Here is a 14,665-nt window from a genome sequence, read left to right as displayed (position 1 = left end):
CCTGATATTTGAATAAATGTAACCGAATGATTTGGCACCATTATGCAATAACCCGATGATTTTTACTCCTCCTTGTTGCAATCTTTATGGGAGGATAATCGGGGCGTAAACGGTTAGCGCTTGTATGCCTCGCCAATAGCTCTTATCATTAGCCTATTCTTATCATATTTGCAGGAAAAATCATGCTTATTCCGTCAAAACTCAGTCATTCGTCACGTTTACAGCATATCGTTGTCCGCTCCCGTTTGCTGACGCTCTTGGAAAAAGCCTGCCACTATCCGTTAGTACTGATTAACGCGCCGGCCGGTTACGGCAAAACCACGCTGTTATCGCAATGGGCGGAAACCCAACCGCATATCGGTTGGTATGCATTGGACGAAAGCGACAATGAGAGCGAACGTTTTATCGCCTATTTCCGTGCGGCGTTGGCACGGGCGACCCATCAGGAAAGCGGCAGTACCGCCGCCAATCCGGCGCAAACCAATTTTTTGGCGGCGTTGAGCCGATTATTAGTCGAAAGCAACCAGTTCAAACCGCACTTTTTTGTGGTGATTGATGACTATCACTTGATTGATAACAATGAAATTCACGAAGGGCTAAAATTTTGGATTAAGCACCAGCCGCAAAATATGACCCTGATTCTGATTTCACGCACCATGCCGCCGCTGAATATCGCCAATCTGCGCGTGCAGGAGCTGCTGTTGGAGTTGGACATCACCCAATTGCCGTTCACCCACGAAGAGAGCCGCCAGTTTTTTCTTGACCGAGGTGAGGAATCACTGTCGCAACACGAGGTTAACCAGCTTTGCGATCAAGTCGAAGGCTGGCCGACCGCACTTCAGTTAGTCAATTTATACGCCCGCCAGCATAATACCTCGTTGCACGAAGCGGCAAAATCGATCACCAAAATCAACAGCAACCATATCAGCGAATACCTAAACGACGAGGTGTTTCGCAATCTCGCTGCCGACACCCGCCTGTTTTTATTGCGCTGTTCGCTGCTGCGCTCGATGAACGAATTTCTGGTCGAAAAAATCACCGGTTTGTCCGACAGCCGCCAACGCTTGGATCAGTTGGTGAAACAGGGCTTGTTCGTCTATCCGATCAATATCGATCAACAAGAACAATGGTGGCGTTTTCACCCGTTGTTCGCCTCTTTTTTAGAGCATTTCCGCGAGCTGGAGCTGCAAAACGAATTGCAGCGTTTACATCAACAGGCCGCCGACGCTTGGCTGGAAATCGGTTATTCCACCGAAGCGCTGTATCACGCCATGCAGTTGCAACAACAAGATACGCTGTTGGCAATGCTGCAACAAATCGGCTGGCAACTCTATCATCAAGGCGAGCTGAAATTACTGGAGGAGAGCCTAAGTGCGGTTCAGTTGCAACAGCTGGCGATCTATCCGCGTCTGGTGCTGCTCAAGGCTTGGCTGCTGCAAAGCCAGCACAAACACCATGAAGTCGGCGGTTTGCTGAAAAAATTCGCCGTCGCGGTACAACAACAGCAAATTGCGGTCGACCAGCCGCTGCAGGCGGAGTTCGACGCCCTGCGCGCGCAGGTGGCGATTAACGCCGGCGATGATCACACCGCACTTCAGCTTGCCACCACCGCGTTACAGCACCTGCCGCAAGAAAAGCAGTATGCCCATATCGTCGCCACCGCCGTGATCGGCGAAGCACAACATTGTCGCGGGCAGCTGAACCAAGCCTTGAAAATGATGCGCGAGGCGGAAAAACTGGCGCAGCAAAATCAGGCGTACCACCATATTTTATGGTCGCTGTTGCAGCAGGCGGAGATTCTGCTGGCGCAAGGCTTTCTGCAAACCGCCTATGATATTTTGGACAAAGCCACGTTGTTAGTGAAAAAACAGCACCTGCAAAAACTGCCGATGTATGAGTTTTTACTGCGTCTGAAAGGGCATATTTTATGGGAGTGGTATTCGCTGGATAAAGCCGAAACCATGGCGGAAGCCGGCTTGCAGGTGTTGGCGGACGAAGCGGATAAATTGCAGTGCCTGTCCTTATTGGCGAAAATTTCGATTACGCGCGGCAATTTGGACAACGCCGAACGGATTTTACGCCGTCAACGCAGCCTGCTGCAAACCCACCATTATCACAACGACTGGCTGTCGCACCATAACGAAGCGGAATTGTTGTATTGGCAGATGAAAGACGAAGTGCAGCAAACCCGCTCTTGGCTGCTGCAAAGCGACAAACCGGCGCAGGACACCAATCACTTTTCCCACCGCCAATGGCGCAATATCGTGCGTGCCAACATTATCTTGCAGCAATACGACGACGCGTTACTCCTCAGCGAAAAACTGATCAGCACTGCCAGAACTTATAATTTTATCAGCGAATTAAACAAAGATCTGGTGCTGCATAACCGTGTCTGTTTTCTGCAAGGCAAATTCGTCGAGGCGCAAAAAAGTTTGTTGGAGGCGTTGGAAATCAGTAAACAGACCAACTTTATCAGTATTTTTGTGATCGAGGGCGAAATTATGGCGCAGCAGCTGCGCCAACTGCTGCAACTGAATATTCTCGATGAACTGCTGACCCACAAAGCGCAATTTATCCTGCGCAGTATCAACCAGCACTACCGGCATAAATTCGCCCATTTTGACGAAACCTTCGTCGAAAAATTGCTGCAAAATCCGCAAGTGCCGGAGTTGTTGCGTATCAGCCCGTTGACCCAACGGGAGTGGCAGGTGCTGGGCTTAATCTATTCCGGCTACAGCAACGAACAGATTTCCAGCGAGCTGCAAGTCGCCCCGACCACCATCAAAACCCATATCCGCAACCTGTATCAAAAAATCGGCGTCAACAACCGCGCCGAATCGATTGAATATACCCGCCGTTTGTTGACGTTGATGGGGTATTCCAATTGAGCCTAAACCGCACTTTGCCGGTAATCGGTAAAAGTGCGGTTGCCTCAACGCAATAAAATTTAGCCTTTCACCCCACCGGCGGTCAAGCCGCCGACCAGCCAGCGCTGCGCCAGCAGGAAAACCACGGTGATCGGGATTGCCGACAGCACCGCCGCGGCGGCGAAATCGCCCCACAGGTAGTTTTGCGGATAGAGATATTGCTGCATGCCGACCGCCAACGTGTAGCTGTTGACATCGCGCAGCAACAGCGACGCCACCGGAAATTCAGTGATGGCGGCGATAAACGACAGAATAAACACCACCGCCAAAATCGGTACCGACAGCGGCAGCAACACCAAGCGGAATGCCTGCCACGGCGTAGCGCCGTCCAGTGCGGCGGCTTCTTCCAGCGAACCGTCGATGGTTTCGAAATAACCTTTAATCGTCCACACATGCAACGCAATGCCGCCGAGATAGGCGAAAATCACGCCGCCGTGCGTGTTCAAGCCCAAAAACGGCACATACATTCCCAAGCGGTCGAACAAGGCATACAGCGCCACCAGCGACAGCACCGCCGGAAACATTTGGAAAATCAACATCCCCTGCAAAATGGTCTTTTTACCTTTGAATTTCATGCGGGCGAAAGCGTAAGCGCAAGTGGTGGACAGCGCCACAATCCCGATCGCACTAATTCCGGCGATTTTAATTGAATTCCACAGCCACAACAGCACCGGAAACGGCGGCTTGGTGATTGAGCCGTCGGCATTGATCACTTCCATGCCTAACGCCAAGCGCCAATGCTCCCACGAGATTTGCTGCGGGATCAGATCGCCGAGCGCCAAATTGCCCGGCCGCAGCGAAATACCGATCACCATCAATAACGGAAACAGGATCAGCGCCAAAAAGCCAATTAACAACAGATGGGTTGCCCACAAACGGTAGCGCATTGATTTCGGTTGCACCATTGCCATATTTTTTCTCCTAATCCAGTTTTAACTTGGTGGCTTTCAAATTGAGCAGTGCCAGCCCGCCGACCAACAGGAAGATAATCGTCGCGATCGCCGCCGCCAAACCGAAATCTTGTGCGCCGCTGCCTTCAAAGGCGATACGGTAGGTGTAGCTGACCAATAAGTCGGTGTGCCCTGCCGGCGTGGACGTGCCGATCATATCCGGACGCCCGTTAGTCAACAGTTGGATCAACACAAAGTTATTGAAATTAAACGCAAACGAGGCAATCATCAGTGGCGTCAGCGGTTTGATCAGCAACGGTACGGTGATTTTGCTGAAATTTTGCCAAGTGCTGGCGCCGTCCATTGCCGACGCTTCGTATAAATCTTGCGGAATCGCTTTCAGCAAGCCCATACACAAAATCATCATATACGGATAACCCAGCCAAGTATTGACGATAATAATCATCACTTTGGCTAACGTCGGGCTATTGAACCACTCCGGACGGATACCGAACAATTGGTTTAAAATCAAGTTGATTTCGCCGAAACTTTGGTTAAACAACCCTTTGAAAATCAAAATGGAGATAAACGCCGGCACGGCATAAGGCAAAATCAGCAGCAGACGGTAAACGCCTTTGCCGCGCAACGGTTCCCACTGCACCACGCACGCCAGCACCATGCCGATCACCACGGTAAACAACACGGTCAGCAGCGAAAACAGCACCGTCCAGATAAAAATCTGGATAAACGGTTTTTGAATGCCGTCGTCGGTAAAAATTTTAACGAAATTGCCCCAGCCGGTGCTGACGGTATAACCCGGCTCCAGCGTTTCGCTTTGCCAATTGCCTTGCGTATCAATCCGTTGGAAAAAACCGATCTCGTTATTGGCTTTATAACGCTTGCCGTTTTCCAGATTAACCAGCTCTTCGTTTTCGTCGTTATACTGATAGCGCTGGCTCTGTTGGGCAAACTGGCGCAGCGAACTCATGCTCAATTCGTTGCCGTCCGGCAGAATCAAACGGCTTTGTTGCAACGCATTACGATGTTCAATCACGGTTTTAAGCGGCACGGCAGGCTGTGCGCTGACCGCACTTTCGGCGTTTAACGCGATCGTTTCCGCCCCCAACGCAAACTCATCGGACAGGTAGCTTGCGCCCTGCGGCGAGGTCACTTCGATTTGCCACCGGTTGTCCGGCTGTGCGAACAACTTGAAATTGTATTTCTCGCCTGAAAAATAACGCTGTTGCGACAGCACGCTGACCGCTCTTTCAAAGGCAAGCTGGTTGGTGCCGCTGTAATTGGTAAATGCAATCACAATGGTGCAGACCAGCGGAAACAGAATGAAAATCCCCATGCCCATAATGCCCGGATAAACATAGCGCCAAGCGTAAGTTTTCCGGTTGGCGAAAACATAGATGCCGGAGCTGATCACAATCAGGGTGAGAATGGCAAACAGGATCTCGCCCTGCAGATACATCACCGAAACCAGATAAAAATCGAGCAGCAGTACCAGGGCGATTAGTCCCCATTTAAGGTATTTGGCCGCCGCAGACGTATCCGTCAGCGACCAAAGAGATTGTGTGGTCGTTTGTTGCATAAAACCGCCTATCCGAAAAAAGAGACCGCACTTTTACCTCACGGCGTTCGCCGACGGCAGATAAAGTGCGGTTGAAACCGATTATTGCGCCTTGATACGGGCGGCGGCGTCATCCAGCGCTTCTTTCACGCTTTGGCGCTGATTCACCGCATTGATAATCGCACTGCGCTCCGCATACCAGAATGCAGCCATTTGCGGTACATTCGGCATGATTTCGCCGTTTTCCGCATTTTGCATGGTGGCGGCAATGCGGCTGTCTTTTGCCAGTTGTTGCTGATAAGATTTCAGCGCCACCGCACCCAACGGCTTGTCTTTGTTGACCATATCCAAGCCTTCATCGGTCAGCAGGTAGTTTTCTAAAAATTCGACCGCCAAATCCTGATTCGGGCTGGCGGCGTTGATCCCGGCGCTCAACACCCCGACAAACGGTTTGGACGGCTGACCATTCAAGGTCGGCAACACGGCTACGCCGTAATTGATACCGCTCTTTTCAATGTTGCCCCATGACCACGGGCCGTTAATCGTCAACGCCGTTTGCCCTTTATTAAACGAGGCTTCGGCGATCGCATAATCGGTATCGGCATTGATAATCTTATTTTTCACCATATCGACAACAAATTGCAAACCGCGCAACGAACCTTCGTTATTGACACCGATATCGTTCACATCATATTGGTTATTGGTGTATTTAAATGCATAACCGCCGTCAGCGGCAATAATCGGCCAAGTGAAATACGGTTCCGCCAGATTCCACATGACTGCATTTTTGCCCTCTTTTTTCAATTTGGCGTCCAGCTCGACGACCTCTTCCCAGGTTTGCGGCGCTTTCGCCACTAAATCTTTGTTATAAATCAATGATAAGGCTTCAATCGCCACCGGATAGCCGATGATTTTCCCGTTGTAACTTTCCGCGTCCCAAGCAAAAGACACGAATTTGTCTTTAAACTCCTGACTCGGGTGCAATTCGCTCAACAAGCCGGATTGCGCATAGCCGCCGAAACGGTCGTGTGCCCAAAAGACGATATCCGGGCCGTCACCGGTCGACGCCACTTGCGGATATTTCTCTTCCAATTTATCCGGATGTTCGACCAACACCGGAATGCCGGTGTCCGCTTCAAATTTTTTACCGACTTCCGCCAATCCGTCATAGCCCTTATCGCCGTTGATCCAAATGACCAGCTTGCCCGCTTCCAGTTTTGCCATGCTGCCGCCGGAAACCACCAACGCCGCAACCGCACTTAGGGTGAGTGTTAAAAATTTATTTTTCATATCGACTGTCCTTAATTTAAATTTAAGTAATAACAAAAGTATTGTGTTTGACATCCTAGTTGTCGCCAATAATGCCCTTTTTACGGCTAAAATGACATCATCCCCCACACTCCTCCCCGCGCTGGCAAACGGTGATCTTGATCACACAAATCCTGGTTTTTGCGATAATGATCACAAAAAATAACATGATAAACAAGATCCTGATCACAATATCGGGGCATAAAAAATATTTTACGATTTTGCGTTATTTTTCATCTCCCCCTTAAAAAAACGGCCGAAGGAGGATTTTTTTCTTGCATTATCGCTGCATACTGGCCACCATAAAATTTTAATCATATTGAGTTATCAAGGGATAAACAGCGGTGAAAACGCCGTAAGGCTTACAGGGGAAAATTATGTCGAGTCTTTCTTTACGTAAAATATACAAATCTTATGGCGATATCCATATCTCCAAAGATATTAATTTGGAAATTGAAGAAGGCGAATTCGTCGTATTCGTAGGCCCCTCCGGCTGTGGTAAATCCACCTTATTGCGCATGATTGCCGGCTTGGAAGACATTACCTCCGGCGAACTGTATATCGGCGACACGTTGATGAACGATGTGCCGCCGGCAAAACGCGGAATCGGCATGGTGTTCCAATCTTACGCCCTCTATCCGCACTTGGACGTGGCGGAAAATATGTCGTTCGGCTTAAAACTTGCCGGTGTTAAAAAAGAGGAGCGCAATAAACGGGTTAACCAAGTCGCTGAAATTTTGCAACTGGCGCATTTGTTGGATCGCAAACCGAAAGCCCTGTCCGGCGGTCAACGCCAACGGGTCGCCATCGGGCGGACATTGGTCTCACAGCCGCAAGTTTTTCTGTTGGACGAACCGCTCTCCAATCTCGATGCCGCATTGCGGGTGCAAATGCGGGTGGAAATTTCAAAATTACACAAAAAACTCAACCGCACGATGATTTATGTTACCCATGATCAAATCGAAGCCATGACCTTGGCGGATAAAATTGTGGTGTTGAATGCAGGCGGAATCGCACAAGTGGGCAAGCCGTTGGAGCTTTACCACTATCCGGCCAACCGCTTTGTCGCCGGTTTTATCGGTTCGCCGAAAATGAATTTTCTGCCGGTGAAAACCACTGCGGTGGAGCAAGCGCGGGTGCAAATCGAATTGCCGGACGCCAATCACCATCGTTTTTGGATTCCGGTCGCCGGTGACGGCGTGAAAGTGGGCGAAAATCTGTCGTTGGGCGTGCGTCCCGAACACTTGATTCCGGCGGCGCAAGCTGAAGTTAAATTAAAAGGCATTGTCACCGTGGTCGAACTGTTAGGCAATGAGACCCAAATTCATCTGGAAATTCCCGAAATCAAACAGCCGACACTGGTTTACCGGCAAAACGATGTGGTACTAGCCGAAGAAGGGCAAGTGATGGATATCGGCATTGTGCCCGAGCGCTGCCACCTGTTTAAAGAAGATGGCAACGCTTGCCGGCGGCTACATCGAGAGATAGGCGTATAGCTTAACCAACCTATTGTTTTTATTAAAAAATTTAAATATTCCGACTATTTTATCAATATTCGGACGGGATATTTTTGTCTGTAAAACCCGGCTTATCCGCTTCGGTGACGATAAGCAAATGAAAAATGTAGTAATTTTAACCAATAAAAGAGGCCAACATTATGAACAGTAAAAAAACCCTTCTCGCGATTGTTATCGGCAGCACCTTACTTGCCGGTACAGCAAGTGCGGTCGATTTCCACGGCTATGCCCGTTCCGGTATCGGCTGGACGGCAGGCGGCGGTGAACAAAGCGCATTTAAAGCCACCGGTGCTCCGGCCAAATACCGTTTGGGTAACGAAGCCGAAACCTATACCGAATTCAAATTGGGGCAAGCGTTATTCAATCAAGGGGAAAAAAGTATCTATTTGGATACCAACGTCGCCTATTCGGTGAATCAACAGGTAGACTGGGAATCAACCAGCCCGGCATTGCGCGAAGTCAACGTACAGTTTAAAAACTTTGCCGATTCGTTACCCGGGGCAACGCTTTGGGCCGGTAAACGTTTCTATCAGCGCCACGATGTGCATATGAATGACTTCTACTATTGGGATATTTCAGGCCCCGGTGCAGGGGTGGAAAATATCGATCTGGGCTTCGGGAAATTGTCTCTGGCGGTGACGCGTAATACCGAACCGGCCGGCGCCTATTCTTGGGAATATAACGAGATCAGCAAAAAGTGGGAAACCAATAAAAATAAGAACGTTTACAATGATGTCTTTGATGTCCGTTTAGCCGATTTAAATGTCAATAAAAACGGTAAATTGGAGTTCGGGGTCGATTTTGGTAATGCCCATACCAAAGACGGCGTAAAATTTGCCGACGGTGCGAGCAAACGCGGCTATATGCTGACCGCCGAACATACGCAAAACGAGTTCTTCGGCGGTTTTAACAAATTCACCGTGCAATATGCAACCGATTCCATGACCTCTTGGAATACCGGTCACTCACAAGGCGCTTCGGTGAATAACAACGGGCATATGCTGCGCTTGATCAATCAAGGGGTGGTTAAACTCAGTGATCGTGTCGAAACCATGTACGCCTTGATTTATCAAAAAACCGATCTGGATAATAATCAAGGTAATACCTGGTACTCCGCCGGTATTCGCCCGATGTATAAATGGAATGATACCATGAGCACCTTGGTCGAACTGGGTTATGACCGCGTCAAAGATCAAGCCAGCGGCAAAAAGAACGATCTGAAAAAAGTCACCTTGGCCCAACAATGGCAAGCCGGCGACAGCATTTGGGCGCGTCCGGCAATCCGGGTCTTCGCCACTTACGCAGATTGGAATGACAAATTCGGCGATCGAACCACAAACCCGAGCAAATACGGGAAAGCCAGCGATCATGAATTGGTATATGGCGTGCAATTCGAAGCTTGGTGGTAATCGCCAAACCGCACTTTGTCACGCGGCTCGACAAGCAACCACGATAAAGTGCGGTCTTTTTACTTTTGTTTTTATGAGGTTAATATGAAAAAGCCAATTAAATCGATACTGCTGGCGCTTGGGCTGATTTGCGCTTCCTTTGGTTACGCCGCGCAATTGAATATCAACGCGCAGACAGCCGCCCAACTGCCATGGCAAGATATCGGCTTATCACAGCAAACCGACACCACTTTATCGGAAAATGAGCAACCAATCGCGGCGATCCACAGCCCGATTGCCGCTTACCGCCTGCCGGCAAATCAAGGCACGTTAAATATTACCATCAGTAGTTTCGCCATCGACAATCAAGCGCTGTTCGTCCCGACAGTTGCGGTGTTAGATGCCAATTACAATTTAGCCGCAACTTACCCTTCATCCGTGTTTAAATTGCAGCACGAGAGCGGTTTGCAAGCAAATCGCTTGAGTACCGAACTCAACCTAACCCCGACGCCGAATCAGGATTATATTTATCTGCTGGTTTATACCGCAGCTGACGATTTGCAAGGCAGTACTTCGATTCCCCACCCGGCAAAACTTTACGCCAAAGCCAGAGGCAACCAGCCGCCGGCAATTGACGATTTACGGGCGCAACACAGCCGTAACGGTAAAATTCAAATCCGTGTCGACGGCAAACAAAGTGCGCAATTTATCGGTATGCAAATGCCGTCTTTCAAAGATAAGTCTACAACGCCGCAAACTATCGGTAACACCGCCAAAGCTGCTGGCACAACATTAACTAAGCCGGTAGAAAAAGAAACCGAGCGCTATTTCAATACGGCCATTCGCAATGCCTTAAAACAAAACGATATTGACAGAGCAATGAATCTGGTGAATGAAGCCGAAAAGCTGGGATTATCCTCTCCGCGCAAAACTTTTATTGATAATATTTCTAAGAAGTAAGACCTGCCTTTTTACTTTCCCTTTCCACCTCAATTCGAGGTGGTTTTTTATATCTGTAAAAAATATAAATAACGAACCTATCTTTCTTCAAAGAGCGCTTGACCGCACTTTCAGGCTGATTATTACCAAAATCCAGCCTGTTGCCATACTTTTCTCATTGAACTTCACTGCAAACCGCACGGGTATTTCTTCGTATTGCTTAGCTTTCTTGTCTTAGGATTTTTTTCGCCCAAAACAAAAACCCCTTGTATCGCTACAAGGGGCTCTGCTTCTCTAATATAATATCCGGCGGTGTCCTACTCTCACATGGGGAGACCCCACACTACCATCGGCGTTACGGCATTTCACTTCTGAGTTCGGCATGGAATCAGGTGGTGCTACCGCACTATCGCCGCCGGAATAATTCGGCTTGATTGTTTTTGCTTCTTCTTACTTTGTTTTGTTCTCTATTTTTTATTCTTTCAGCGTTTCTTTCGCTGTTATTCCTATTCGGTCACAAGCTAATCTGATTCAAACTCCTCGAGCCCTACTCGAGCTTCTTACTTCGCTCTTTCGTCTCTTGTCTTTTCTTACAACTTTCTCTCGGCTTTTGGGTAAAACCCTTGAGCGTTGTATGGTTAAGCCTCTCGGGCAATTAGTACGGGTTAGCTCAATGTATCACTACACTTACACACCCCGCCTATCTACGTCTTCGTCTTAAACAACCCTTACAGTCTTATAGACTGGGAAAACTCATCTCAAGGCAAGTTTCGTGCTTAGATGCTTTCAGCACTTATCTCTTCCGCACATAGCTACCCCGCAATGCTTCTGGCGAAACAACGGGAACACCAGCGGTGCGTCCACTCCGGTCCTCTCGTACTAGGAGCAGCCCCTTTCAATTTTCCAACGCCCACGGCAGATAGGGACCGAACTGTCTCACGACGTTCTAAACCCAGCTCGCGTACCACTTTAAATGGCGAACAGCCATACCCTTGGGACCTACTTCAGCCCCAGGATGTGATGAGCCGACATCGAGGTGCCAAACACCGCCGTCGATATGAACTCTTGGGCGGTATCAGCCTGTTATCCCCGGAGTACCTTTTATCCGTTGAGCGATGGCCCTTCCATTCAGAACCACCGGATCACTATGACCTGCTTTCGCACCTGCTCGACATGTCCGTCTCGCAGTCAAGCTTGCTTATACCATTGTACTAACCTCACGATGTCCGACCGTGATTAGCAAACCTTCGTACTCCTCCGTTACGCTTTGGGAGGAGACCGCCCCAGTCAAACTACCCACCAGACACTGTCCACGACCGCGTGCCGCAGTCTGTGTTAGAACATCAAACCTTAAAGGGTGGTATTTCAACAACGACTCCATATTAACTGGCGTTAATACTTCTCTGTCTCCCACCTATCCTACACATCAAAATTCAATGTTCAGTGTCAAGCTATAGTAAAGGTTCACGGGGTCTTTCCGTCTAGCCGCGGGTACACCGCATCTTCACGGCGATTTCAATTTCACTGAGTCTCGGGTGGAGACAGCCTGGCCATCATTACGCCATTCGTGCAGGTCGGAACTTACCCGACAAGGAATTTCGCTACCTTAGGACCGTTATAGTTACGGCCGCCGTTTACTGGGGCTTCGATCAAATGCTCTCACATCATCAATTAACCTTCCAGCACCGGGCAGGCGTCACACCCTATACGTCCACTTTCGTGTTTGCAGAGTGCTGTGTTTTTAATAAACAGTTGCAGCCAGCTGGTCACTTCGACTGACTTCACCTCCATCCGTTAAGGACTTCAATTACCGTCAGCGCACCTTCTCCCGAAGTTACGGTGCTATTTTGCCTAGTTCCTTCACCCGAGTTCTCTCAAGCGCCTGAGTATTCTCTACCTGACCACCTGTGTCGGTTTTCAGTACGGTTTATGATAAGATAAGCTTAGCGGCTTTTCCTGGAAGTGTGGTATCGGTTACTTCGACTCCGTGGAGTCTCCCCGTCACGCCTCTGATTTAGATGACCGGATTTGCCTAATCATCCATCCTACACGCTTGGACCGGGACTTCCGTCACCCGGATAACCTAACCTGCTCCGTCCCCACATCGCTCTTATCACAAGTACGGGAATATTAACCCGTTTCCCATCGACTACGCTCTTCAGCCTCGCCTTAGGGGCCGACTCACCCTGCCCCGATTAACGTTGGACAGGAACCCTTGGTCTTCCGGCGAGGGGGTTTTTCACCCCCTTTATCGTTACTTATGTCAGCATTCGCACTTGTGATACGTCCAGCAGCCCTCTCGAGCCACCTTCTTCCGCTTACACAACGCTCCCCTACCCAATCAGATGACAGATTTCAGACGTCAGGTTTCGGTGTTTTACCAAAACCTTGTAACATCTTCGCAATTTCTTCGTATTCATTACGCCATCTTTGCCAATCTTGTTCATCTACATATTTCAAGTCATAACAGTATCTTAACCAAACTCGCATTTCATCAGCACTGCCTATTGCCATGCTAAGAAATCGATTTAAATCCGCTTTAGTACGTTGCCTTGCAAAACCTTCGGCTAAATTTGCACAAATGCTTTTGCTTGCCCGTCTAACTTGGTCTCCTAACGCATATTGCTCTATCTTAGGAAAATCCAAGCTCGCTTGATGAATTTCCAACGACACTTTATAAGCGCGTTGAAACACCTTCAAATCTTCAAACTTGATTGCCATACTGTCTCCTGACATCTGAAATCTGTCATCTGAATGCCGCAGCTTCGGTGCTATGTTTTAGCCCCGTTACATCTTCCGCGCAGGCCGACTCGACTAGTGAGCTATTACGCTTTCTTTAAATGATGGCTGCTTCTAAGCCAACATCCTAGCTGTCTAAGCCTTCCCACTTCGTTTCCCACTTAACATAGACTTTGGGACCTTAGCTGGCGGTCTGGGTTGTTTCCCTCTTCACGACGAACGTTAGCACCCGCCGTGTGTCTCCTAGATAGTACTCTTCGGTATTCGCAGTTTGCATCGGGTTGGTAAGTCGGGATGACCCCCTAGCCGAAACAGTGCTCTACCCCCGAAGGTATTCGTCTAAGGCTCTACCTAAATAGATTTCGGGGAGAACCAGCTATCTCCCGGTTTGATTGGCCTTTCACCCCCAGCCACAAGTCATCCGCTACTTTTTCAACAGTAGTCGGTTCGGTCCTCCAGTTAGTGTTACCCAACCTTCAACCTGCCCATGGCTAGATCACCGGGTTTCGGGTCTATATCGTGCAACTCTTCGCCCAGTTAAGACTCGGTTTCCCTTCGGCTCCCCTATTCGGTTAACCTCGCTACACAATATAAGTCGCTGACCCATTATACAAAAGGTACGCAGTCACCCCATTAAAGAGGCTCCCACTGCTTGTACGTACAGGGTTTCAGGTTCTATTTCACTCCCTTCACCAGGGTTCTTTTCGCCTTTCCCTCACGGTACTGGTTCACTATCGGTCAGTCAGGAGTATTTAGCCTTGGAGGATGGTCCCCCCATCTTCAAACAGGATTTCTCGTGTCCCGCCCTACTTAGTGTTAGCTTAGTACCGTAACTGTGCCTTCGGATACGGGATTATCACCCTCTGCGATTGAGCTTCCCAACTCATTCTCCTAACTCACTTACTATCACTAACGGCTTCTCCGTGTTCGCTCGCCGCTACTTACGGAATCTCAATTGATTTCTTTTCCTCGGGGTACTGAGATGTTTCAGTTCTCCCGGTTCGCCTTGTTAACCTATGGATTCAGTTAACAATAGTAGATTCTTCATCTACTGGGTTTCCCCATTCGGATATCGTGGAGTGATAGCGCTTCTTATCAACTCCTCCACGCTTTTCGCAGATTAGCACGTCCTTCTTCGCCTCTGACTGCCTAGGCATCCACCCTGCACGCTTAGTCACTTAACCATACAACCTCAAGAATTTTCAGACCGCACTTTCATTTCAACTAACCACTTTCGTGCCCGTTTCGTTCAGTCCGCTTTCCATTCCCAAAGCCGTCTTCCATTGACTCGTGCGTAAGTTTCCCTACGCTGACCTGCTCAGTGCCTTTTCTCACCAAACAAGCCCAATTCGATTCTCGATTGCTCGATTTTCAAATACTC

General features: G+C 49.1%; 7 protein-coding genes and 2 rRNA genes. 4 read left to right on the top strand and 5 right to left on the bottom strand.

Annotation, left to right across the window (positions count from 1 at the left end; genetic code table 11):
• Positions 1–182: 182 nt before the first annotated feature.
• On the top strand, positions 183–2,888 hold the full coding sequence (gene malT / locus ACQ31U_RS05170) for an HTH-type transcriptional regulator MalT (protein WP_431054010.1): 2,706 nt from the start codon (positions 183–185) through the stop codon (positions 2,886–2,888).
• A gap of 59 nt (positions 2,889–2,947) precedes the next feature.
• On the opposite strand, the gene malG is transcribed toward malT, so the two are convergent.
• From malG to malE, 3 genes are all read right to left on the bottom strand, one after another.
• Positions 2,948–3,838 carry a maltose ABC transporter permease MalG gene (malG, locus tag ACQ31U_RS05165; protein WP_431054009.1) on the bottom strand — a complete coding sequence of 297 codons (891 nt, stop codon included), beginning with the start codon at positions 3,836–3,838 and terminating at the stop codon, positions 2,948–2,950.
• A gap of 10 nt (positions 3,839–3,848) precedes the next feature.
• Positions 3,849–5,414: a maltose ABC transporter permease MalF gene (malF, locus tag ACQ31U_RS05160; RefSeq protein WP_431054008.1), complete on the bottom strand. Its 1,566-nt coding sequence runs from the start codon at positions 5,412–5,414 to the stop codon at positions 3,849–3,851.
• Between the two features lie 81 nt (positions 5,415–5,495).
• Positions 5,496–6,683 (bottom strand): maltose/maltodextrin ABC transporter substrate-binding protein MalE, encoded by a 1,188-nt coding sequence (gene malE, locus ACQ31U_RS05155; protein ID WP_431054007.1) that lies wholly within the window; start codon positions 6,681–6,683, stop codon positions 5,496–5,498.
• A gap of 395 nt (positions 6,684–7,078) precedes the next feature.
• Between malE and malK the strand changes: the two genes are divergently transcribed.
• The 3 genes from malK to malM all read left to right on the top strand — a co-directional run bounded on the left by malK (position 7,079) and on the right by malM (position 10,566).
• Positions 7,079–8,197, top strand: a complete 1,119-nt coding sequence (gene malK / locus ACQ31U_RS05150; RefSeq protein WP_431054006.1) for a maltose/maltodextrin ABC transporter ATP-binding protein MalK — start codon at positions 7,079–7,081, stop codon at positions 8,195–8,197.
• A 161-nt stretch (positions 8,198–8,358) separates the two neighbouring features.
• Positions 8,359–9,627, top strand: a complete 1,269-nt coding sequence (locus tag ACQ31U_RS05145) for a maltoporin (protein ID WP_431054005.1) — start codon at positions 8,359–8,361, stop codon at positions 9,625–9,627.
• Between the two features lie 84 nt (positions 9,628–9,711).
• Entirely contained in the window at positions 9,712–10,566 is an 855-nt protein-coding gene (malM, locus tag ACQ31U_RS05140; RefSeq protein ID WP_431054004.1) for a maltose operon protein MalM, read from the top strand.
• A 283-nt stretch (positions 10,567–10,849) separates the two neighbouring features.
• Here the strand turns inward: malM and rrf are convergent.
• Positions 10,850–10,965: ribosomal RNA gene (rrf, locus tag ACQ31U_RS05135) — 5S ribosomal RNA — on the bottom strand.
• Between the two features lie 214 nt (positions 10,966–11,179).
• Positions 11,180–14,468 (bottom strand): 23S ribosomal RNA (locus ACQ31U_RS05130).
• Positions 14,469–14,665: the final 197 nt, after the last annotated feature.

The organism is Testudinibacter sp. TW-1 (assembly GCF_050613185.1).
Lineage (GTDB): Bacteria > Pseudomonadota > Gammaproteobacteria > Enterobacterales > Pasteurellaceae > Chelonobacter.
This window is presented reverse-complemented; position numbering and strand designations above follow the sequence as displayed.

What these genes read in the sequence shown, in the direction of transcription:
- malK (WP_431054006.1), top strand. Translation starts at nt 7,079, where the DNA reads ATGTCGAGTCTTTCTTTACGTAAAATATACAAATCTTATGGCGATATC.
- malM (WP_431054004.1), top strand. Translation starts at nt 9,712, where the DNA reads ATGAAAAAGCCAATTAAATCGATACTGCTGGCGCTTGGGCTGATTTGC.
- malE (WP_431054007.1), bottom strand. Translation starts at nt 6,683, where the DNA reads ATGAAAAATAAATTTTTAACACTCACCCTAAGTGCGGTTGCGGCGTTG.
- malG (WP_431054009.1), bottom strand. Translation starts at nt 3,838, where the DNA reads ATGGCAATGGTGCAACCGAAATCAATGCGCTACCGTTTGTGGGCAACC.
- malT (WP_431054010.1), top strand. Translation starts at nt 183, where the DNA reads ATGCTTATTCCGTCAAAACTCAGTCATTCGTCACGTTTACAGCATATC.
- ACQ31U_RS05145 (WP_431054005.1), top strand. Translation starts at nt 8,359, where the DNA reads ATGAACAGTAAAAAAACCCTTCTCGCGATTGTTATCGGCAGCACCTTA.
- malF (WP_431054008.1), bottom strand. Translation starts at nt 5,414, where the DNA reads ATGCAACAAACGACCACACAATCTCTTTGGTCGCTGACGGATACGTCT.